This window comes from Paenarthrobacter sp. NPDC057355 (assembly GCF_042667405.1).
Classification (GTDB): Bacteria; Actinomycetota; Actinomycetes; order Actinomycetales; family Micrococcaceae; genus Arthrobacter.
The window spans coordinates 1-21417 of sequence record NZ_JBHVAL010000004.1; the positions used below are offsets into that span (position 1 = coordinate 1).

Consider the following 21417-nt stretch of genomic DNA (forward strand, 5'->3'; position numbering starts at 1 on the left):
TTGATCATCGGTCGGCGGTGCCGGAGCACCTTAACAGCATCCTGAAAACCGTTTATTAAGTCCAGTCGATGCACTAACAAGCTGTTGAATCTTTTGTGACGGGTCGGTCACACGCCGGGTGGTCCGGCGAGCTGTGCGACCGCAACCAAGCATGCCCCACAGCACCGACACTAGGTGGCGGTACAGCCAAACTAGGTGCTGAAAAGGCCCAATCTAGGTGGTGAAACCCCCAAAAAACCCCCAAAATGAGTGCTCACCAGCCACCACCTAGGTGTTTGCGAGACAATACCGACCACACGCACCCTCCCAACTAAGTGCACGCAGCAACCTCTAAAATCCTTCCCGTCCAATCGGATGCTAGGGTCTGGACGGTATTTAGTCGGTGCCGTGGATTAGGGTTGGTGCCACGATGACGCCGTACAGGAGCCTGATTGGGGAGGCCACTTGGCTGAAGATTACGATTCCCGCCTGCTTGAGTCTGCGCGGGTCAGGAAGCATAGGCTCGATGATTCCGTCCTTTTTGGACGGAACCTGCAGGAGCGTACTTACGCGACGGCGACGACGAGGTTGATGCAGTCGCTGCTCATTGCCGCGCTCATCGCCGCGATCTGTGTGGGTTTCAGCTTTGTCCAGCATCTGCTCAGCGAACAGGCGGCCAAACAAACAGTGCCGACTGCATCAGTATCTCTCTCCAAAGGAACCCTATGAGCACGGCCTTAAGCCGGGTCACGGTCATTGCGGCCCACCGCCACCTCGATGTACGGCTCCCGTCCGATGAACCCATCGCCTGGTTGATGCCGCAGATCCTGGACCTGATGAATGAGGACAGCGACGCCGGACCAGCCAGCAGCACGGGCACGGTACTGCTCACTTCCTACGTGCTGACCACCAGTTTGGGTGTCACCTTGGAGAGTGCCACGACGCTCCGTGAGGCTGACGTCTCCGACGGTTCCATGCTGTACCTGCGCGAGGAACGCGATGTTCCGGCCGCCCCGGATGTGTACGATGTTCCGTCCTTCGCTGCGGAATCAACCGAACACCTCCCCGCATTGTGGACCGGACCATTGAGGACTGTAGGTCTGTCCACTGTTGCTGGACTGCTGATGGCCGCTGCGGGTTCCTCCTTCGTGATGGTTCTGCGGGGAACAGGAAACAAGAGTGCCGCCCTGATCGGCATTGCGATCGCCGCCGGCCTGATGATCGCCGGTGCCCTGACAGGCCGCATACGATCCGTCCCGGCGGGTCTGGCACTGTTGTTTGCAGGCTTGGCGACGGCCGCGTCAACGAGTTTCCTCGTGGCTCCGTTCGCCACGGGCGCGCTGCTCCTATCGGCCGCATTGGTCGCGGCCTTGGCTGCCTCAGCTGTGGCCACAGGAAAATATGTGCCGTTCCTCGCAAGCGGGGGTTTGCTCCTGACCTTGGGAGGTCTGTGGGCGGTGCTGGGCTTCAGTACCAGGGATCAACCGCTGGCGGCAGGCATCACGGCTATCGCGGCCATTTTCGCGCTTGGAGTCGCGCCCCGTCTGGCGACCGTACTCACCGGCCTGAGCGGGCTGGACGACGACCAACGCCAGGGCAAACGGATCACCCGCAGCACAACCCTGGACGCCATCCACGCCGCTCACGCCACCTTAACTGGCTGGACCTTGACCGCAGCGGCCGTTGCCGGCGTCGCCGTCGTGGTTGTTGCAACTGCGAAGGACCGGCCCACCTGGGCCGTCCTGTTGTCGGTTGCGCTGCTGGGTGCCTTGACCTTCCGCGGCCTGGCGCTGCCCCTGGCTGCGCAACGTGCCGGCCTTTATATCGCCGCCGCCGGCGGATGTTGGGGCGCAATCCAGGTCTTTGCTTTGGCCACCAAGCAGCCGCTGCTCTTCATTGTCGCTGCAGTCCTGGCTGGACTGGTGCTCCTTGCCGCGGTCCTTAAGGTTCGCGATCAGGCCGCTGCCCGGCTCCGTGTCATTGCAGCGCGCATCGAACTCATGTGCGTCCTCGCCACCATTCCGCTGGTTCTGGGACTCTCCGGTGCCTACACACAACTAGGACAAACTTTTGGCTGAACAACCGCGCTCCGGTTTCCCCCTCGGCGAATCGTTGGCTGACTCGCCACGTCAGGAAACTGTCGGGATGAGAACAAGCACGACGCCGGCCCGCGGCTTCCCGGGGATGGGCGCCAATGCGCCGCTGCTGCCGCCGTCGAATCCTTCTGCCCCGCAGCCCCCAGCGGCGCCAGCTGGTCCAGTACGGAAAAGCGGCGACACCTGGTGGGAGCGGCTCCGGTTTGAGGTGACAGACGCCGTGACTTCCGGCGCGCTGTCCGAGCGCCTGATCCGTGCGAGTTCAGCGGTTGAAGCTCCCATTACTACCGGCCGGCGCATCGTGGTTCTCGGAACGGCAGGGGGAGCCGGAACCACCACCGTGGCGGCTTTGCTTGCCCGATTGCTGGGCAGTATCCGGCAGGAACCGGTTATTGCCGTGGACACGACCGACCACTACGGAAGCCTCTTGCAGTACCTGGGGGCGGCGCGCTCCGCGCCGCTGACTGCGCTGATGCAGCAGTTCCGCACCCAGCCCGTCCGTATCTTGCCCGACGCCGTAAGCAATGCCGCTGCCTGTGGAAACCAGGTCTTCGCCACCGGTCGCTCCGACGTACCCGCCCTGGCCGATGCACCCATTGCCTTGCAGGAGTGGACAGATGTTTCGTCGACCTTGTCGCGTTTCATGTCGGTGACGGTTGTCGACGGCGGGAGCTCGCCCTTGTCACGTCACGCGGCTGCGTTGCTGGCTACTGCCCACGCAGTGGTGCTGGTTTCGCCTCCAGGCAATCCCGAGGCAAGCAAGGCCGCCTCCATCCGGGATTCCCTGGCCAAAGAGTTCCCGGATGTACAGCAGGTCCCGGCCGTGGTCCGTTCCCGGCAGAACCATGACCAGGGAACTGCCGATGATGCGCTTCCCTTTGACCGGCATCTGGCCAGTGGCGGCACGCTGCAACTGAAGCGGCTCGGCTTCCGTTCCCGGATCGCCGCCACCGAACTAACAGGCAAGGCCCTGATGGCCGCCAACAGGGCATAGGCGAATATGACAACAAGAATCGTTCATCGTCCTGCCCGGACTACCCTTCCCGAGAGGATTCCTGAGGCCGCGCAGTTGGATGCGCCGCCCCAGCTGGCCGGGGGAGCGGGCGGGATGAACCTGCTCGCTTTGGTGCCGATGTTGGGTGCTGCAACGTCGGTGACCGTCATGATGCTCTTCCGTGGATCATCCTTGGCGGGCATTGGGGCGATCATGATGGTTGCCACTGTCCTGGCGTCGGTGGTGCTCATGTTCTCCCAGCGCGGCAAGGCCACACGGCAAAGGGCAACCAAGCGCCGTTTGTACATGGACTACCTTCGGCGCCGCCGTGCGGATTTCGAGGCAGAAGAGCACCTGGCCCGAGCCGCGGCAAACGCCGCCCACCCGCCCGTCGATCGCCTTGTACAGCGGGTAGTGAATGATCCACACCGGCTCTGGGAGCGACGCCGGACCAGCCCGGACTTCCTCATGACGCGCTTTGGTACCGGCAGCGTTCCCCGCAGGCCCATCATGGTGCAGGACAGCGGTGATGCCGTGGAGCAACCGGACGCCTTCATGCTCTCCGAAGCCGAACAGCTTCGCCAGCGTTTCGGCACCAACCCGGACATGCCGTTGACTCTGCCGCTGGCCGCGGTGTCGGACGTCTCCATTGTGGGGGACCGGGAGACTGCTCTGATGGTGTGCCGCAGCCTGGTCTGCCAGCTGGCCTCGGCACAATCACCCGAGGACGTTGAACTGGCGATTGTTGTGGACGACCCTGAGCTGGAGGAATGGGAATGGACTAAATGGTTGCCCCATCTCCAGGACAGGGCAACCCTGCGCAGGGCGGGGTCCCCGGCCCAACTGGCTGCGCTGTTGGAAAGTTCCCTGGGAACCAGGTTGACGGCCCTGAGCAGTGCTGCCCGGAACTTTCAACAAGTCCCGGCAGACGCCCTTCCCCGTCTCATCGTCATCTCCGACCTGCCGGGCAGGAACGCCGGCAATATGCCGGGCGTTCCTGCGGACCTTCCATTGTCCAAGCTCGCTGTGACCCGTATCCATGTCTTGGCAGAGCAGCAGCACGAGCCGGAGCGGGTTGACCTCCGCCTGATGGTCTCCCCGGAGGCATTGACCATGGAAGCAACAGCCACCGGACAGGTCACCCATGGCGTGGCGGACCACGTGTCCGCGGTAATTGCTGAATCTGTAGCCAGGGCGTTGGCCCCGCTGCGTTTGTCGGAGCTGTCCCACGAATTTGGAGAGCACAAGTCCTCGCGCAGCTACGCCGAAGCACTGGGCCTCTCCGACTACACGGCCGAGGCCATGCTTGAGCTGTGGAAGAGCCAACGAGGGCCCGATTTCCTCCGGGTGGCCATCGGAGAAGATGAAGACGGAACACCTGTCCACCTCGACCTGAAAGAACCCGCCCAGCAAGGCATGGGACCGCACGGCCTCTGCGTCGGAGCAACGGGATCAGGCAAGTCCGAGTTGCTGCGGACGATCGTTCTTTCCCTGATCGCCACCCACTCGCCAGAGGATCTCAATATGGTCCTGGTGGATTACAAAGGCGGTGCAACGTTTGCTCCCTTCGAGGACGCGCCCCATGTGGCCGGTCTCGTCACGAACCTGGTCAGCGACGCCAGCCTGGTGGACAGGATCTATTCCAGCCTGGCCGGGGAGGTTAAGCGGCGCCAGGAGCTGCTGAAAAACGGTGGCGACTTCGCACACATCAACGATTACCGCAACGCCCGCCGCAGGAACCCGGACAACCCTGCGCTCGCAGAACCGTTGCCCTACCTCTTTGTCTGCATCGACGAATTCGGTGAGCTGCTCACTGCCCGTGCGGATTTCATCGACCTGCTGCTGTCCATCGGCAGGATCGGCCGTTCCATCGGCATCCATCTGCTGCTGGCCTCCCAGAAAGTGGAGCAAGGCATGCTCCGTGGACTGGACACCTACCTCGCCTACCGGATAGCCCTCCACACTAATTCGGAAAGCGAAAGCCGGAGCATCATCGACGTCCCCGATGCCTACCACCTGCCCAGCACTCCCGGGCACGGCATCCTCAAAGTGGACACCACCGTTTTCAAAAGGTTCCGGGCAGCTTACGTTTCCGGGGCCCTGCCTTCGCAGGATGACGACGCCGTCCCTGCCGTTGCGGAGGCCGTCCCGGTGCGGCCATTCAGCCTCTCTGAGCAAACGGACACTGTGCTGCCTGACCAGCTCCCGGCGAGTGGCACCGGCGTCGAAGCTACACGCTCCCAGGACCAGGCAAACAGCGCAACCATTCTGTCCGCCGTCGTGGGTTTCACCGCCGCGCAGCCGCGGCTGACGCAACCGGTGTGGCTCCCGCCGTTGCCCGAGGCCGTCTCGCTGGCCGGGACGGGTGCCTCTTTGGACCTCACCTCAAGCGGCCCCAGGCTCGCCCAACCGCGGTACTTGAGCCCCGCCGTCGGAATCCTGGACGACCCCGCCCGGCAATGGCAGAGGCCATGGCACCTTGACCTAACAGCCCGGGGCGGCAACCTTGCGATCATTGGTGCACCACAAAGCGGGAAGTCGACGGCGATGCGGACCATCGCGGCGTCGCTGGCCCTGAGCCACAGGGTGGAGGACGTCAACATCTACGCGGTGGACCTGCTCGGGAATTCGCTCGCCGGCCTGTCGGCGCTCCCGCACTGCAGCGGTGTTGCGGGTCGCGGCAACCGGGAGTTGCTCCGACGGACCATCGAAGAAGTCCAAGGCCTCTTGAATGACCGACAAGCCGAGTTCGATCACCACAAACTGGACTCGCTCCAAGCGATGCGCGCTTTGCGTGCCAGGGGTGGGCTGGACGGTTTGGCTTGCACGGACGCCTTCCTTTTCATCGACGGCTTCGGAAGCCTGACCTCGGAATTTCCTGAACTGGAAGAGGCAGTACACGATGTCATGACCCGCGGCAGCACCTTGGGCGTCCACGTGATCGTCAGCATGCGGAACTGGTCCGAGGTAAGGATGTCGAGGCAGTCGCTGCTGGGAACCAGGATCGAGCTGCATATAGCGGATCCTGCCGACTCCCTTGATCGGCGACTCGCCACCACACTGGGCGCCAACAGGCCGGGCCGGGCCCTGACCATGGACAAGACGATCGGACACTTTTCCCTTCCGTCCTTGGCTGCGGACCCCGACCGTGACAACACAGGGCAGGAACTCTCGGAGCTGGCCGCGGTCCTCCAGAAGTACGCCACCATCAGTGCGCCTCCTGTGCGCGTACTGCCCGGCCTGGCGCGGCTCCCGGAAGGCCACGTAACTCCGCCCGGCAGCATTGCACTGGGGGTACGGGAGCAGGACGCCGGCGTGGAGAACCTTGATCTTTTCGGCGTGGACAGGGGAGCGGTGATCCTTGGAGATCCCGAAACCGGCCGGACCAACCTGTTGCGGACAGCTGCCTCGCAGTTGATGGCTTCCCATGCACCGGGGGAGTTGGCCTTTGCTGTGTTCGACCCGCGACAACAGTTGCAGGATTTCATTCCGGAGGCGTACTTGGGTGAGTATGCCGCGAACGGACAGCGGGCGGCACAGCTGGCGGAATTCGTTGCCGGCCAAGCCCAGGAGCGTTTGGGCGATGGCAGCAGCGCGCCGGTCCGCACTCCGCGAGTAGTTCTGCTGGTGGATGACTACGACATTCTCGCCGCCACTGGCAACCAGCCGCTGCGTGCGTTGGCAAGCTATCTCCCCTCCGGTGCCGACATCGGCCTTTTCGCCGTGGTCACCAGCCGGACAACGGGCAGCGGCATGATGATGCACGACCCATTCATTGCCAGCCTGCGGGCCGCCGGCGCCCCTGTGGTCATGTTCTCGGGGGACCGCTCGGAAGGAGTGATAGCCAATGGTGAGAGGCCCGTCCCGCTACCTACCGGGCGGGCCCGGATTCTGCGTACAAGCCGGCCACCGGTGACCGTTCAGACTTTCCACTATGACTACGAGGTTGCAACCCATGAGCTATGACTTTCACTTGATTTGTGACCAGGATCCGCGGGAAGGCCGTTTCGACTACGCGTGCGCGGAATTCGAGAACAAGTTCCAACTGACCGCTGTTGAAGCCACCGGGGATCTGATCGTTAACCTCGCCGGGGAGGGTCTGGGACTGATCAGCGCGCCCTTGAAGATCCCGAACGCGGAGGTTCGCCGGATTTTTGGTGAAGAGGTGGCCCAGCAGATCGGTGGTGACGGCTGGGTTTCCGAGGTCAATTGCCCTTATGACAAGGACACTGCCGAAGCCGTTCGGGCTTTCCTCATGATTACGGTGATCGGCACCAAGGGAGTCCTCATTGATCCGCAGTCCAATGAGGTCATCAACGCGGAATGGGGATCATGACCTCCCTGCCCTTGGTCCCCGTAATGACTCCCGTCGGGCGCCCCTGGCTGAGCGCGACGCTGCGCAGGGACTTGCAGCAAGCCGCACTTGAAACGGCGGGGGAAGGCATCCTGGCATTGCAGACGCCCGCCGATGCGATCGCGAGCTACCCCTTGGTGGCCTTCCTCAAGGCCGCAGGACTCCCTTGGGTTGTGGAAGGACCCGATGGCGCGATGCTCGATGCCTTTGGGGCGAGTGGCGCGCCCCGGCCGAGCCCCGCCGTCGTGATCTATGGCAGTGTGTTGCACGCTGCCGCCAGCGACTTGGTGCTGGGTGCCTTTACCTCCGGGATGTTGGCAGCAGCCGGATGCACTCCGGAATTCATGGGTCATACGGAGCCCTTGCAAGAGCCTTGGAATCCGGAGCTGCTGACCGCCGGGCTACGTGGAAAGATGCCCTTGGCAATCGGACTTCTGTCGGGCAACGGATTTGCCGGAGTCCTGTCCGCCTACCGGAGTGAAGCCGGTGTGGTGGAGTCCTTTGATGTGTTGGTGGCGGCACACCCCGGTACGTCTCATGCCGGGCGGGCGCGTCTGGAAGCGGCGGCAGTGGATGCCAACGCACAGGAGTTCGGAATCGACCTTCATTTCGGCGCCGCAGGGCTCAGCATCCCTGTGGGCGGAGACGGATTCAGGGTGCCGCAACTGCTGGTGCTCGGGCCGGCGCTCCATCAAGGCAAGGCAAATGGGCATGGCGGTGCTGAGACCGAAATCCTCGGAACCTCGCCGTTCCAGCATTTGGCTATCCGGTACCCGGAGTCATCCTCCTGGGACGGCGGAAAGGCCCGCCGACTGCAGCATCGGGCCTTGGGTCCGGCCAGCTCTGGCTAGCCCACTGCGGTCCTAAACGTAGCCGTCAACGATCGCGGCCGCGATCTCCTTGTAGGCCCGGCGCGTTCCCCCTGTGATTTTGTCCAGCGAGATGCGGTCCCCGTCTGCGACGCCACGGTCGTGCGGCACCGTGATGAGCTGGCGGCAGAATCCGGCCAAGTGTTCCTCAATGGCCCGTTTGTTCACGCGGCTGGACACCTGGTCTTTGTCCGTAACCACCACAATGGCGTTCCTGGCGAGGTTCTCGTACCCATGATCGGCCAGCCATTGCAGGGTATTGCGGGCGCGCTTGGCGCCGCTCACTGCATAGCCGGAGGCGATGACCAGGTTGGTGGCCTCCGGGAGCACGCCGGCCATGGCTGGGTGGGACACGCCGGTCCCGCAGTCGGTGAGAGTCACTGAATAGTACTGGGACACCAACTTCTTGATCTTCAAGTATTCAGCGGCCGTCAAGGCATCGGACAAAGCGGGATCCTGCTCGCCAGCCACAAGGTGCAGCCGGTTGGCATGATGCATGTAGTCCGTGAGCATGGTCAAGGACGTGATCTGGTCGATGTCGCGGACGATGTCCGTGATGGTGCGCGGCTTGACCTTTTGATAGAGCATTTCGCCCAGGGCACGCTCTGCCAAGTCGCCGCTGTCAGGGTTCGCATCAATCGCGCACGGGTGGTCACCGCGGTACTGGGCGAGGATCATGCCCACGCCCACCGTGGTGGATGTCTTTCCGATGCCACCCTTGAGGCTGAGGATGGCAGTGTTGAAACTTCCCGAGAGCGGGCGGGCGATCCTGCGTTCCAGCTCGGCCTCGTCCTGGTCCTTGGCGCTCGGGCCGAGGTTCACTAGGCCACCAGTTGCCGAGTACAGGGCGCCCCTGAAGCCAGTGGTGGGCCGGGGCTTGTCCGGCCTGACAAACTGCGTCTCCAGATGTGAGGAACCGTAGGCGGTGGTTGCAGCGGTCGGAGCTTCTGGAGCCCTGGATGCTTCCGCGGCCGGTGAGTCTGCGGTGCCCGGGAAACCGGTCACGGCTTCAGCGCGCCCGTCCGGGTGCACGTGGAACCGGCCCTCCTGCCCCTTGACGTGGTCGATCGCGTTCGCAAGCACTGGTGCCCCGGACGACTTGGCGTAATCCGCAAGAACAGCGATTGCCGCGGAATAGGGATCCATTCCGTCAGGCGGAGAGATGGCTTCCCCGCCTACAGTTACCCTGCCGTCGGCGAACACTTCGACGCGTGTGGCCCCCAGTTCCATCGTTGTACCCTTCGATATTCCGCTGTGCATCTAGTGACGCTCTCCAACCAGTGATACTAGCCGGGGGAGGGGCGCCGGTCATGTCACGTGCCCTTCGCAGGTACGTCCTGCTCGGTGGTGACGTGGCCTGCTTATGTCGCTTAGGACTAGGTGTGACTACAAATCGCGCGCCAATGCCCGGGAAAGTTCTCTTGGACAGCCGCGAAAAGGTCTTGGTGATCCCACTCATAAAGGGCAATCGCCAGGTCACCATGCGCCATGCGGGAGTTTTCATCGGCGAAATCAAGGACAGGCCTCTCTTCGCCGCACGAATCGCAGGAGACATACGGTTGCATCTCAAGCGTCCAATCGTTGTCGGACCAGTCGCTGTAGGCCTCAAAGAGGATGTCCTCGTCCAAAACCTCCCGGCACACCGGGCAGGGTGGTGGGCCGAAGTTTTCCCCCATGGAGTAGCTGTCACGGCCATGAATGAGTGTGAGGTTACTGGTGGGCAGCGCGTGCCCGTGTTCGAGCGGTCGTGGACCAGGTGTAAGGCACAGGCCCTCAACCCAGTCGGGCTCCCGTTCGGCGCCGGCCCAACCTGTTGTTTCGAGCCAGGCCCTCAGCCGAGGCACGGCGTTCTGCGCTTCCAGCGCAGAAGCGGATAAGTTCACCAGGTACCACATGTTCAAGCCCACGGCTCGGTTCCCCCAACAAATAGACTATTTGTCTGGATACTACCTTCCGAACCGCCGCAGCCGAGCGCTGGTGCCTGGTTACCGCCCTCCGGCGGTCCTGGCCATCAGTGCTCGGAGGTCATCGGCAACCTTTGCTACTTCGCGCTGGCGTGCGCTCCGGGTCGTCCTTGTCCCGTGGGTTGACGGCCGTGGCGCCTGCGTGGCGGTGCGGGAGGGGCGGTGAAGTTGGGGATCACGCACGGGCTGGGCGTCAACAGTGACGGTGCCCTGAATGGGATCGTGGAAGAGAGGGAAGCTCATGATCCCTGATCCTGACACAACCCGTCGTCCGCCGAAATGGACAATCGCATACGGACTCCGGGAGTGGCTGTGCAACTGTCCAGAGCTAGGGGCGTGGCGGCGCTGAGGTCTTCCGGATGATCAACTTTGGTGGCAGGAGGACGTGTTCCGACCCTGTGCGGCCCTCAATTCGGGAGAGAAGCAACTCCGCAGCTTGCCGGCCCATTTCGACACCTGACTGATCAACGGTACTTAGACCGATGGGTGGAAGCGCTGACACTGGAATGTTGTCGTAGCCGACGATCGACATGTCGCCGGGGACCGTGATCCCCGCTTCAAGCAGGCTGGTGTAGGCTCCCAGTGCGGCGATGTCGGCGCCACCGTGAAGTGCCGTGGGTCGCTCAGCGATGCTTCGTTCGGCAATGGTCCGGCCAGCCTCGGCGCCGCCCGCCGTCGCCCATAATCCAGGGATGTGGTCGATCCACTCCGCAAGACCGTGCCGTTCCATTGCCAGGTCATAGCCGAGAGCGCGGACTGTCTGGGGCATACTCGGTTCGTTATCCGACAGCGTGCTGCCCATGAACGAGATGCGCTGATGGCCGAGTGAAGCGAGGTGCTCGACGATCAGGGCACTGCCGGCGATGTCGTCGCTCGCAACTGTGTCGTATGAATCCGCCGGGCCATGCCTGCCAAGAACTACAACTGGCATTATCTTGCCGAGCTCCTCCAACTCTTTATTTGGTCCGAAGGGCGCGATTAGCAACAGCCCGTCCATGCGTCGGTCCAGCATCGCTTCTATGAGTTTTCTCTGAGCTTCCAGCCCGTGACGTGCTTGTCCGATAAGCACTTGGTACCCGGGTTGCTCTACTACATCCCGGACGCCGTCCAGAAGCAGCGAGTAAAACGTGTTGGACAGGTCGACTAAAAAAACCCCGATTGTGTAACTGCTGCCGCGCATGCCCCGCGCTAGAGCCAGCGGGCGGTAGTTGAGGACTTCAATAGACTTCTCCACCTTTGACCTCATGGCCGGGCTTACGCCGTAGGCATCCCGTAGAACTTTCGACACAGCAGCTCTCGATACTCCGGCATGCTTTGCAACGTCACTTATGGTTGCGCGCCTGTTCGGCTCCGCCATCTCCAGCCCCTTTTCGATGCTTGCCCCTTGCCATTGTAGATTGATCTACACAAACCCCTTGGCATCGGCTGTGACATCCCTTACAGTGTTTAACGTAGACCGATCTACACAACCCCTTCGAAGTCGCATAATTGACTTTGATCGGCGTTTGAAACGTTCCATAGGCGGATGTCTGTGGCTTTACAAGGAGGTAAAGATGGCAGGATCCTATTGTCGGCGTTGGGCGGCTGTGGCTGGAGGCGTCAGCATTCTTGCCCTGGCGCTAGCTGGGTGTTCCGGCGGCGGGAGTAGTAACGACCGCGAAGGCGTCAAAACAATCACTTGGCTTGTCGGCAACACGGAAAACAGTGTCGCGTCCGCGGACAAAGTCGCTGAGGAATTTATGGCTGCAAATCCGGGAATCAAAGTCGAGGTCGAAACTCGGCCTGGGGGCGCCGAAGGTGACAACATCATTAAGACGCGGCTTTCCACAGGCGACATGGCCGATGTTTTCAACTACAACACAGGTTCGCTCCTACAGCAGATTGGACCTGAACAGAACCTGCAGCCCATCACGGGCGAGTCGTATGTCAGTGAAGTTTCGGATTCATTCAAGCCAGTGGTGACTTCAGGCAGCGAAATGTACGGCGTACCCTTCGGCAGTGGTATGGCGGGAGGTGTCCTGTACAACAAGAAGGTTTACGAAAAGCTGGGCCTGTCCGTCCCTAAGACTTGGGCTGAATTCATGGACAACAGCAGGAAGATCAAAGACGCCGGAATCGCGCCGATCATCCAGTCCTACCAGACCACTTGGACTTCGCAGCTGTTCGTGTTGGGAGACTTTGCCAATGTTATGGCCGCCGAACCGAACTTCGCTGCTGATTACACCGCCAATAAGGCCAAATATGCTACCAGTACAGCAGCAGTCAAGGGTTTTCAGCATCTCGAGGAGGCTGGAAAGGCCGGCCTTTTCAACGAGGACTTCGCGTCCACAACATTTGAGCAGGCGCAGGCGAAGCTCATCAATGGTGAGGGTGCCCAGTACCCGATCCTGACCTTCGCCTTGTCCAACATCAAGTTAACCTTTCCGGACAAGCTGAACGAGTTGGGACTCTTTCCGCTTCCGGGTGATGATGCATCAAAAAACAAACTAACGGTCTGGATGCCCGACGCCACGTACATCCCTAAATCCACGAAGAACCTCGAAGAAGCCAAGAAGCTTCAGGAGTTCATTGCCAGCAAGGCGGGGTGTGATGCGCAGACTTCAGCAGTCGGCGCCCAAGGACCCTACTTGGTGAAGAGCTGTGAGCTTCCTGCGGATGTCCCCGACGCAGTCAAGGACATGCTCCCGTTCTTTGCCGATGAATCCAAGAACAGCCCGGCCTTGGAGTTCCTCTCCCCGGTGAAGGGCCCAGCCCTCGAGCAGATCACCGTCGAAGTCGGTTCGGGTATTCGCTCCGCGAAGGATGGAGCTGCCCTCTATGACGAGGACGTCAAGAAGCAGGCCAAGCAGCTCAATCTGCCCGGTTGGAATTAACCGCGTAAACCTAGTGGGCGCCCGGGTCACCTGTGGCCCGGGCGGAACCTGGAGAGATTCTCATGACACTGAACACCGCAGCAACACCGACGGCGGCACGGCAGCTTCCGCAACAGCCGCGAACGACGCGCCGGAAGGGTAAGTCGAGCTATCCGTACTGGTTTTATCTCCCGGCGGCGGTTATCTATGCCGCCCTATTTCTGGTTCCCACCTTCGCATCGTTTTTCTTTAGCTTCACACGGTGGAACCTCACCGAATTCACGTTCATCGGATTTGACAACTTTATTCAATTCTTCCAAGAGCCTGCGCTCCTCAAAGGCCTCACTAACACGTTTGTCTATGGCGTAGTTACCTCAGGTCTCAAGGTCGTCCTGGGCATGCTGCTCGCAGTCATGCTGACATCGCAAATCATCGCCCGCGGATACCTCCGTTCGGTTATTTTCTTCCCGGTATTGCTGAGTAGCATCGGCGTCGGCATTGTTTTTACGGTACTGATGGATCCCAGGAACGGCATGATCAACGAGGCCTTGGGAACCTTCGGAATCAAAGGTCCGGCATGGTTGACCGACCCCGCGTGGGCACTGATTTCTGTAGCACTGGTGGACGTCTGGAAAGGTGTAGGCCTTGCCACCGTGATCTATATCGCAGGCATCGTATCCATCCCTCAGGAATACTTCGAGGCCGCGAAGATGGACGGAGCCAGTTCCGTCAAGAGCTTCTTCAGCATCACCTTGCCGTTGGCTCGCCCAGCAACCGCGACGGTCATCATTTTGTCGCTGATCGGTGGTCTGCGGTCCTTCGACCTCATCTGGGCGATGACCAAAGGTGGCCCGGGCTTCACTTCCGACGTCATTGCCTCAGTTATTTACAAGCAATACCAAGCAGGTTTCTATGGCCTGTCCACGGCCGGAAACGTTGTGCTGTTCTTGATCGTCACGGCGATCATCCTTCCCCTGTCCATGTTCCTTAATCGCAAGGAGGTTGATCAGTGACTGCCATTCTGAAACGGTATGGACTTGGCCTGCTGGCAATCGCTGCCACCATCATTGTCTTCATCGTGCCGCTGGTCTTCATGGCTCTGACGGCAGTGAAGGACAGGAAAGAAGCTGCAAAACTCGACTTCTCATGGCCCACCAACTTCCAATTGGTGGAGAACTTCACCCAAGTGCTGTCTGCCCGGAAGTTCATGCTCGTCACTGCGTTCATCAACAGCACCATCTTGACCGTGGTGAGTGTAGCCATCCTGGTGGTCCTCGCTGCCATGGTGGCGTGGGTGCTGCAACGACGAAAGTCCCGGTGGAACGGTGTGGCCAACTTCCTTATCCTTTCCGGTTTGATCATTCCACCAGCAATCGTTCCCACCATCTGGGTCCTGCAAAGCATGGGACTGTTTAAGACCTTGCCGGGCCTGATTTTGATTGAAGTAGCTTTCGGCCTGTCGTTCTGCGTCATGCTGTTCCGCGCCTTTATTGCCTCAATTCCAAGGGAACTTGACGAGGCCGCTGTGATTGACGGCTGTGGACCTGTTCGGTTGTTCTTCCGCGTGATCTTCCCCTTGCTTCGCTCGGTCATCGTCACGGTGATCGTGGTTCAGTCGGTGGCAATCTTCAACGACTTCCAGCACCCCCTGTACTTCCTTCCCGGAGACGCCAACGCGACCGTGCAGCTGACGCTCTTCAATTTTCAAAGCCAGTTCACAACCAACTACAACCTGCTGTTCATGAACATCCTGCTCATCACCATTCCACCGTTCGTCATGTACCTGTTCTTCAATCGCCAGATCGTTGCAGGCATGACAGCCGGCGCCGTCAAGGGCTAGCAGCACTGCCTCGCTGACTCACTTACCAAGGAGACTCTATTTATGCCTGCCATCGTGCATCCGGCGACCTTCGAGCATTTGCCCCCCACTCCTGGGGTTGGAACTTTAGGCATCGGCTCCGCCAAACCGCGCATTTCCTGGAAGACCAGCGCTGATCCCGGATGGGTTCAGGAGGCCTACCAGATATCAGTGACCACCCCTGAAGGACAGTGGAATGGTGAGCCGGTTCATTCTGCGGAGTCGGTGCTGGTCCCTTGGCCAGCAGCGCCCCTTCGATCCGGTGAAAGAGCTGAAGTCACCGTTCGTGTCTGGGGGGCTGGTGATTCGGCGCCCAGCGAGTGGAGCCAGCCATCCGCCGTCGAATGTGGTCTTATGACGCCGAGAGACTGGACTGCGAACGCGATCGCACCCGCCTGGGACGAAGACGCGGAATTGGATAGGCGACCACCCTTGTTACGGCACGGGTTCTCGCTTGGTCGTCCAATTGCTTCGGCTCGGCTTTACGTGACCGCGCACGGACTGTACGAAGTTGAAATCAATGGTGTCCGCGTAGGCAATGAAGCTCTTTCCCCGGGTTGGACCGTCTACGATCAGCGCCTGCGCTATTACACCTATGACGTCACCAGCCACTTGTCCGACGGCGAAAACGCGATCGGCGCCTGGCTCGCCGACGGCTGGTACAGGGGTCGTATCGGTTTCGCAGGTGGCCGAACCAACCTCTACGGAGGCAAAGTCGCACTGCTTGCTCAGCTCCACGTCACGCACGACGACGGTACTGTCACCGTGGTGGGTACCGACAGCGCATGGAAGGCTGACTTCGGTCCGATCATCAGTTCGGGCCTCTACAAAGGGGAGCACTATGATGCGCGAGAGTTGCCATTAGGCTGGAGCAGCCCCGGATTCGATGACACCGGCTGGGGGGCCGTGGCCGCCGTCGAACGCGATCCTATGACGCTGGTGGCCCCGGAAGGTCCGCCTGTCCGCTGCACTGATGAGGTTCGTCCGGTTAGTGTGTGGACGTCCCCGTCGGGTAAGACGCTGGTGGACTTCGGCCAGAATTTGGTTGGACGCCTCCGGATCACCGTCAGCGGTGAGTCCGGTTCCACGGTGAAGCTTCGCCACGCCGAAGTGTTGCAGGACGGCGAGGTTTACACTCGGCCACTCCGTCATGCCGAAGCCACCGATTTCTACACGCTCTCCGGTGCGGGGGACGAAACGTGGGAACCAAAGTTCACCATCCATGGCTTCCGCTACGCCGAGATCACAGGTTGGACGGGCGGTGATGTCGCCGAAAACGTTGTGGCACGGGTGTACCACACCGACATGGAGCGGACGGGCTGGTTCGAATCCTCCAACCAGGACCTGAACCAGTTGCACGACAATGTGCTGTGGAGCATGAAGGGCAATTTCGTGGATATCCCCACCGATTGCCCGCAGCGGGATGAGCGCCTGGGCTGGACCGGCGACATTCAGGTGTTCGCCCCGACGGCCAGCTTCCTCTTCGACTGCTCCGGCATGCTGTCCTCATGGCTGAAAGACGTGGCAGCCGAACAGCTCCCGGATGGCACGGTGCCGTGGTTTGTTCCGGTAGTACCTGTCGACGATCCGTGGTCACCCACTCAACCCAGCGCTGTTTGGGGCGATGTCGCAGTGCTGACGCCCTGGGTGCTCTACCAGCGCTTTAGTGACCTTCGAATCCTGGCTGAACAGTACGAAAGTGCTAAAGGCTGGGTGGATCTGCTGGACCGGTTGGCGGGCAAGAGCCACATCTGGAACAGCAGCTTCCAGTTTGGTGACTGGCTGGATCCGGCTGCTCCTCCGGAAGACCCAACCCAGGCCATGACCGACCCGCACCTCGTGGCGACTGCTTACTTTGCGTGGTCGGCACGGCAGCTTGCCATGACTGCGGCCGTGCTGGGGAAGTCCGACGACGAATTGCACTACATCTCGCTGGCCAGCGCCGTTGGCAAGGCCTTTGCAGCCAAGTACATAAACCCCGATGGCCGGATGACCAGCGACGCCCAGACGGCCTACGCCCTCGCGATTGTGTTCGATCTGTTCCCGGATGCTGCTTCAAAATCGCGGGCCGGCTCCCGCTTGGCCGAGTTGGTGCGGGCGAACGGCAACAGGATCGGAACGGGGTTCGCAGGCACGCCGGTGGTGTCGGATGCGCTGACTCTCTCTGGGGAGATTGAGGTTGCATACGATCTTTTGTTGGAAAAGGAATGTCCTTCTTGGCTGTACGCCGTGGGCCAGGGCGGGACCACCATCTGGGAGCGCTGGGATTCCATGCTTCCGGACGGTTCCATCAACCCGGGCGAGATGACGTCTTTCAACCACTACGCCCTGGGCGCCGTGGCGGATTGGATACACCGGGTGGTTGGCGGACTTTCGCCCCTGGAACCGGGGTACCGCAAGATACTCGTTAAGCCGCAGCCCGGTGGCGGACTCACTTGGGCCTCAGCCCGCCATGAGACACCCTACGGTGCCGCTTCGGTGCAATGGAAGATCGACGACGGTAACCTGACCGCCGTTGTCGAGGTTCCCACCGGCGCCACAGCGCGCGTCGAGCTGCCTGGCCAAGTGCCCGCGGAAGTAGCTTCCGGGCACCACAGGTTCGCGGTGCAACTGGTTTCCTAGGGCGTGGTCTTGCTGGCGTCCGGCGCGAACGGGCCGGGAAGATGAGCTTCCCGGCCCGGCTTCGAGCCCTTGCTAATGGTCAAGAAAGCGACCACTAAAGAGCTTAATGCTCTTAATTTTGAGCATTAAAGTCGCGCAGTACCGGTCCAACCTACCCCCACAGCGCCTTCTTCAGCAGTGCCCTCAGCTGAGCGTTCTCTTCCTCGTTCAGGGCAGCCAGCTGCGTCTGCTCGCACTGCTCAAGTGCGGCCCGCGCCTTGTTGTGGATCCGCCGGCCCTCGGATGTGGAGACGATGATCTTGGCGCGTCGGTCCTGCTTGCCCTGGGCCCGCTTCACCAGACCGCGGTGTTCAAGATCGTCCACCAGGCTGACCACTTGGCTGGGGTCCAGGCTGAGGAAATCGGCAAGTTCGCGTTGGGTTGGCTCCAGCCCGCTGCAGGCCAAAGTCAGCACCGAGAAAGACCGCTCGCGGAGGCCGTAGTCCGCCAACGCCTTGTTATTCAGCAGGGAGCCGGTGGCGTGCAGCTTGGCCAGCAGCAGCCCGACGTCACTGGCTATTTTGGCCGCAGCAAGGCGCGGGGTTTCCAGTTCGGTGCTTTGCGGGCTCATGACAACTCCAATAGTAATGAAAAACAATCGTTGACTTTTTCAATGATCCGTATTCTCATTGATCATGACAAGGATCTCACGCCGCAGTGGGATCGGCCCCACCGGCTCCGGCCGGTTACTGCATGCGAAGGAGCACGCCATGAGCTTGAACGGCAAGGTTGCAATCGTCACTGGAAGTGGACAGGGCCTTGGACTCGCTTACGCGAGGGAGCTCGCCCGCCAGGGTGCCGCCGTCGTTATTAATGACGTGAACGCTGAGACAGCGGCGGAAGCGGTCGCGCAGATCGAAGCCGACGGCGGAAAAGCCACGGCGGTGGTGGTCCCCGTTGGCTCAACGGACGCCGCCAAGGCGCTGGTCGCCGGTGCTGTTGACACGTTCGGCCGCCTGGACATCCTGGTCACGAACGCCGGTATCCTCCGCGACAAGAGCCTCCTGAAGATGACCGACGAGGACTTCGACCTGGTCATCAACGTCCACTTGAAGGGCACGTTCACCTGCGTACGGGAGGCCTTCGCCTACTTCAAGGAAAACAACATCCCCGGCCGCATCATCACCATCGGCTCGCCGACCGGGCAGCGCGGCAACTTTGGTCAGAGCAACTACGCCGCGGCAAAAGCCGGAATCGTCGGCATGGTCCGCACCTGGGCCCTGGAAATGAAGCGGGCCGGCGTAACCGTCAACTCCGTCATCCCCGTGGCTGCGACCGCCATGACCAAGACCGTCCCGTACTTCCAGAAGGCCGTTGAGGCAGACGAGCGAGGCGACGCGATGCCGTCCTTCTTCCGTCGCGACCTCGGTTTTGGAACGGCCGACGACGTCGCCGGGCTGATTGCCTTCCTCGCCTCCGATGCGGCTGCGGAAATCACCGGCCAGGCGATCGGTGCCGGAGGTGACCGGCTGCAGGTTTGGACGCACCCGACGCCGGCAACCACCGAATACCGCGAGGGCGGCTGGAGCTACGAGGCACTGGTTGAGAGCTCTGGTGAACTGTTCAGCAAGGAAACGCTGCAAAGCTACGGCGAGGAATTCCTACCCCTGCCCGAGGAACTGCAGCCCGAACCGGCACAGGCCCGCTGACCATGACTACCCGCTATGAACCAGGCCTCGATGTCACGAAGCTGGACGCGATCGACATGCACGTCCATCTTGAAGTGGACAGCTGCGGTCACGGCTCGCTTCCGGACGCGCTGACAGAGGCCTCTGCCAAGTACTTCAAGTCTGAGGACAGGACACCGTCGCTGGACAGGATCGCCGAGGTCTACCGCGAACTGAACATGGCCGCCGTCGTCTTCACTGTGGACGCGCGGACGCAACTGAAGCATGAACCCAACAGCATCCCGGAACTGATCGAAGGTGCGGCCCGGAACAACGACGTGCTGATTCCCTTCGGCAGCGTCGACCCGCGGACGGGGGAGGACGCGATCGCCGGCGCGAAGCAGCAGGCGGTTGAACTCGGCGCCCAGGGGTTCAAGTTCCACCCCTCGCTCCAAGGATTCGACCCCTCCAACGAGCAGTTCTACCCGCTCTGGGAGACGCTTCAGGAGCTCGGATTACCGTGCATTTTCCACACCGGCCAAAACGGTATGGGTGCAGGTCTTCCGGGCGGCTATGGGATCAAGTTGGCGTACTCCAACCCGCTGTTGCTGGATGCAGTTGCGGCCGATTTTCCGGGCCTGCAGATCATCATGGCCCACCCGTCGGTGCCGTGGCAGGACGAGGCGAACTCGATCGCGACCCACAAGTCCAACGTTTTCATCGACTTGTCCGGCTGGTCCCCGAAGTACTTCCCGGAGTCGTTGGTGCGGCTGTCCAACAGCGTGCTGCAGGACAAGGTGCTGTTTGGCACGGACTTTCCCCTGATCACGCCGCAGAAGTGGCTGGGCGCGTTCGCGGACCTGCCGTTGAAGGACGAGGTCCGGCCAAAGATCCTCAAGGACAATGCCGTCCGCCTTCTGGGCTTGGGTGGCTGAGGTGACAACAAGCACGACGACGGAAACCGGCGTGGGTGCCCGCCTTTACCCGACGGCGGATTGGTACGACGCCGAAGGGCTCCTCAGCCCTGACGAGCGCGCAGTGCTGGCCCAGCTGCGGGATTTCCTGGACACCGAAGCCAAGCCGCTCCTGGCCGATTACTGGGAACGCGGGGAATTCCCGGAGCAACTGGCGCAACCATTGATCGACCTGGACCTGACGGAGCCGTTTGACGCGCCGGCCCGCGGGATTTATCACGGTTTCCGGATCTTCGAACTGGCCCGGACTGATGCTTCCCTCGCCACGTGGTACACCGCCCAGGCCGGCCTTTTCCGGACGGCAATCCGGGTGGGCGCCTCGGCGGAGCAGCAACGCGAATGGATGCCCCGCGTGATCGACTTCTCGCTCAAGGGCGTGTTCTCGCTGACCGAACCCGATCATGGGTCGGACATCGCCGGCGGCTTGGCCACGACCGCAAGGTTTGAGAGGAATCCCGACGGCGGAACTGACAACGACGGCGGAACCTGGGTATTGGACGGCGCCAAACGATGGATTGGTGGCGCCTCCACGGCGGACGTACTGTGTGTGTTCGCCCGTGACGTGGCCGACGGACAAGTCAAAGGTTTCCTTGTGGACCGGAATGCGCCCGGAGTCACGGTGGAGAAGATCCACGGCAAAGCCTCCCTGCGGATGATGCAGAACGCCCACAACACTTTGGCCGGTGTCCGGGTTCCGGAGTCAATGCGACTGCAAAACGTGAACTCGTTCAAGGACGTTGCCGCCATGCTCCGGGCCATGCGATCGGACGTCGCCTGGATCGCCACGGGCATCCAGGCCGGGGCTTTCGACGCGGCTTTGGCGTATGTGAAGGAACGCCGGCAATTCGGCCGCAGCCTCGGTTCGTTCCAGCTGATCCAGGAGAAGCTGGCGCGGATGCTCGGCAACCTCACCGCTTCCCTGTCCCTGGTGGTCAGGCTGAACGAACAACAAAACCAAGGCATCTACCGGGACCAGGATTCTGCACTGGCCAAAATGCAGACCAGCCTCATGATGCGCGAAACCGTCGCCCTGGCCCGCGAAGTCGTGGGCGGCAACGGCATCACGCTGGCCGCCGACGTCGCGCGTTTCCATGCCGACGCCGAAGCCGTCTATTCGTACGAAGGCACCCACGAGATCAACGCACTGATCATCGGCCGCGCCCTCACGGGCGAGAGTGCTTTCACCCGCTGAACCACGCTCACAAAACA

At 61.4% G+C, this 21417-nt stretch carries 18 protein-coding genes; 13 read left to right on the forward strand and 5 right to left on the reverse strand.

The window, feature by feature from the left end; translation table 11 throughout:
* The first annotated feature begins 444 nt into the window (after positions 1-444).
* From ACFUOZ_RS06675 to ACFUOZ_RS06700, 6 genes are all read left to right on the forward strand, one after another.
* Complete coding sequence (locus tag ACFUOZ_RS06675; RefSeq protein WP_377546005.1) at positions 445-708, forward strand: hypothetical protein; 264 nt, start codon at positions 445-447, stop codon at positions 706-708.
* On the forward strand, positions 705-2057 hold the full coding sequence (gene eccD, locus ACFUOZ_RS06680; protein ID WP_377546007.1) for a type VII secretion integral membrane protein EccD: 1353 nt from the start codon (positions 705-707) through the stop codon (positions 2055-2057). Before ACFUOZ_RS06675 ends, eccD begins: the two co-directional genes overlap by 4 nt.
* Positions 2058-2124: 67 nt before the next feature.
* Positions 2125-3069 carry a hypothetical protein gene (locus ACFUOZ_RS06685; RefSeq protein WP_377546009.1) on the forward strand — a complete coding sequence of 315 codons (945 nt, stop codon included), beginning with the start codon at positions 2125-2127 and terminating at the stop codon, positions 3067-3069.
* Between the two features lie 6 nt (positions 3070-3075).
* A complete protein-coding gene (gene eccCa / locus ACFUOZ_RS06690; protein ID WP_377546011.1) occupies positions 3076-7035 on the forward strand; it encodes a type VII secretion protein EccCa in 3960 nt (1319 codons plus the stop codon).
* Positions 7004-7405 (forward strand): hypothetical protein, encoded by a 402-nt coding sequence (locus ACFUOZ_RS06695; RefSeq protein ID WP_377546013.1) that lies wholly within the window; start codon positions 7004-7006, stop codon positions 7403-7405. The genes eccCa and ACFUOZ_RS06695 overlap by 32 nt, the downstream gene beginning before the upstream one ends.
* Positions 7393-8274: a DUF6177 family protein gene (locus ACFUOZ_RS06700; RefSeq protein ID WP_377546015.1), complete on the forward strand. Its 882-nt coding sequence runs from the start codon at positions 7393-7395 to the stop codon at positions 8272-8274. Before ACFUOZ_RS06695 ends, ACFUOZ_RS06700 begins: the two co-directional genes overlap by 13 nt.
* A gap of 12 nt (positions 8275-8286) precedes the next feature.
* Here the strand turns inward: ACFUOZ_RS06700 and ACFUOZ_RS06705 are convergent, their stop codons facing one another.
* From ACFUOZ_RS06705 to ACFUOZ_RS06720, 4 genes are all read right to left on the reverse strand, one after another.
* On the reverse strand, positions 8287-9522 hold the full coding sequence (locus tag ACFUOZ_RS06705; protein WP_377546017.1) for a MinD/ParA family protein: 1236 nt from the start codon (positions 9520-9522) through the stop codon (positions 8287-8289).
* A 146-nt stretch (positions 9523-9668) separates the two neighbouring features.
* The gene (locus ACFUOZ_RS06710; protein WP_377546019.1) at positions 9669-10199 is read right to left on the reverse strand and encodes a hypothetical protein; all 531 of its coding nucleotides are present in this window, start codon (positions 10197-10199) and stop codon (positions 9669-9671) included.
* A 78-nt stretch (positions 10200-10277) separates the two neighbouring features.
* Positions 10278-10499: a hypothetical protein gene (locus tag ACFUOZ_RS06715; RefSeq protein WP_377546021.1), complete on the reverse strand. Its 222-nt coding sequence runs from the start codon at positions 10497-10499 to the stop codon at positions 10278-10280.
* Positions 10500-10584: 85 nt separating this feature from the next.
* The gene (locus tag ACFUOZ_RS06720) at positions 10585-11613 is read right to left on the reverse strand and encodes a LacI family DNA-binding transcriptional regulator (RefSeq protein WP_377546023.1); all 1029 of its coding nucleotides are present in this window, start codon (positions 11611-11613) and stop codon (positions 10585-10587) included.
* A gap of 58 nt (positions 11614-11671) precedes the next feature.
* Between ACFUOZ_RS06720 and ACFUOZ_RS06725 the strand changes: the two genes are divergently transcribed.
* From ACFUOZ_RS06725 to ACFUOZ_RS06740, 4 genes are all read left to right on the forward strand, one after another.
* Positions 11672-13129 (forward strand): ABC transporter substrate-binding protein, encoded by a 1458-nt coding sequence (locus tag ACFUOZ_RS06725; RefSeq protein ID WP_377546027.1) that lies wholly within the window; start codon positions 11672-11674, stop codon positions 13127-13129.
* Between the two features lie 62 nt (positions 13130-13191).
* On the forward strand, positions 13192-14121 hold the full coding sequence (locus tag ACFUOZ_RS06730; RefSeq protein ID WP_377546029.1) for a carbohydrate ABC transporter permease: 930 nt from the start codon (positions 13192-13194) through the stop codon (positions 14119-14121).
* Entirely contained in the window at positions 14118-14948 is an 831-nt protein-coding gene (locus ACFUOZ_RS06735; RefSeq protein ID WP_377546031.1) for a carbohydrate ABC transporter permease, read from the forward strand. The genes ACFUOZ_RS06730 and ACFUOZ_RS06735 overlap by 4 nt, the downstream gene beginning before the upstream one ends.
* Positions 14949-14990: 42 nt before the next feature.
* On the forward strand, positions 14991-17588 hold the full coding sequence (locus ACFUOZ_RS06740; protein ID WP_377546033.1) for a family 78 glycoside hydrolase catalytic domain: 2598 nt from the start codon (positions 14991-14993) through the stop codon (positions 17586-17588).
* 151 nt (positions 17589-17739) lie between these two features.
* Here ACFUOZ_RS06740 and ACFUOZ_RS06745 read toward each other — a convergent pair whose 3' ends face one another.
* Positions 17740-18198 carry a MarR family winged helix-turn-helix transcriptional regulator gene (locus ACFUOZ_RS06745; protein ID WP_377546035.1) on the reverse strand — a complete coding sequence of 153 codons (459 nt, stop codon included), beginning with the start codon at positions 18196-18198 and terminating at the stop codon, positions 17740-17742.
* Between the two features lie 139 nt (positions 18199-18337).
* Between ACFUOZ_RS06745 and ACFUOZ_RS06750 the strand changes: the two genes are divergently transcribed.
* The 3 genes from ACFUOZ_RS06750 to ACFUOZ_RS06760 are packed head-to-tail and all read left to right on the forward strand — an operon-like array spanning position 18338 to position 21400.
* Positions 18338-19276: an SDR family NAD(P)-dependent oxidoreductase gene (locus tag ACFUOZ_RS06750; protein ID WP_377546037.1), complete on the forward strand. Its 939-nt coding sequence runs from the start codon at positions 18338-18340 to the stop codon at positions 19274-19276.
* A 2-nt stretch (positions 19277-19278) separates the two neighbouring features.
* Entirely contained in the window at positions 19279-20169 is an 891-nt protein-coding gene (locus ACFUOZ_RS06755; protein WP_377546039.1) for an amidohydrolase family protein, read from the forward strand.
* Positions 20138-21400 (forward strand): acyl-CoA dehydrogenase family protein, encoded by a 1263-nt coding sequence (locus ACFUOZ_RS06760; protein ID WP_377546041.1) that lies wholly within the window; start codon positions 20138-20140, stop codon positions 21398-21400. The genes ACFUOZ_RS06755 and ACFUOZ_RS06760 overlap by 32 nt, the downstream gene beginning before the upstream one ends.
* Positions 21401-21417: the final 17 nt, after the last annotated feature.

Bases quoted from the DNA above. Each gene is read 5' to 3' on its own strand.
- ACFUOZ_RS06760 (WP_377546041.1), top strand. From the start codon at position 20,138: ATGCCGTCCGCCTTCTGGGCTTGGGTGGCTGAGGTGACAACAAGCACG.
- ACFUOZ_RS06755 (WP_377546039.1), top strand. From the start codon at position 19,279: ATGACTACCCGCTATGAACCAGGCCTCGATGTCACGAAGCTGGACGCG.
- ACFUOZ_RS06715 (WP_377546021.1), bottom strand. From the start codon at position 10,499: ATGAGCTTCCCTCTCTTCCACGATCCCATTCAGGGCACCGTCACTGTT.
- eccD (WP_377546007.1), top strand. From the start codon at position 705: ATGAGCACGGCCTTAAGCCGGGTCACGGTCATTGCGGCCCACCGCCAC.
- ACFUOZ_RS06700 (WP_377546015.1), top strand. From the start codon at position 7,393: ATGGGGATCATGACCTCCCTGCCCTTGGTCCCCGTAATGACTCCCGTC.
- ACFUOZ_RS06750 (WP_377546037.1), top strand. From the start codon at position 18,338: ATGAGCTTGAACGGCAAGGTTGCAATCGTCACTGGAAGTGGACAGGGC.
- ACFUOZ_RS06745 (WP_377546035.1), bottom strand. From the start codon at position 18,198: ATGAGCCCGCAAAGCACCGAACTGGAAACCCCGCGCCTTGCTGCGGCC.
- ACFUOZ_RS06740 (WP_377546033.1), top strand. From the start codon at position 14,991: ATGCCTGCCATCGTGCATCCGGCGACCTTCGAGCATTTGCCCCCCACT.
- ACFUOZ_RS06685 (WP_377546009.1), top strand. From the start codon at position 2,125: ATGAGAACAAGCACGACGCCGGCCCGCGGCTTCCCGGGGATGGGCGCC.
- ACFUOZ_RS06695 (WP_377546013.1), top strand. From the start codon at position 7,004: ATGACTACGAGGTTGCAACCCATGAGCTATGACTTTCACTTGATTTGT.
- eccCa (WP_377546011.1), top strand. From the start codon at position 3,076: ATGACAACAAGAATCGTTCATCGTCCTGCCCGGACTACCCTTCCCGAG.
- ACFUOZ_RS06730 (WP_377546029.1), top strand. From the start codon at position 13,192: ATGACACTGAACACCGCAGCAACACCGACGGCGGCACGGCAGCTTCCG.
- ACFUOZ_RS06705 (WP_377546017.1), bottom strand. From the start codon at position 9,522: ATGGAACTGGGGGCCACACGCGTCGAAGTGTTCGCCGACGGCAGGGTA.
- ACFUOZ_RS06720 (WP_377546023.1), bottom strand. From the start codon at position 11,613: ATGGCGGAGCCGAACAGGCGCGCAACCATAAGTGACGTTGCAAAGCAT.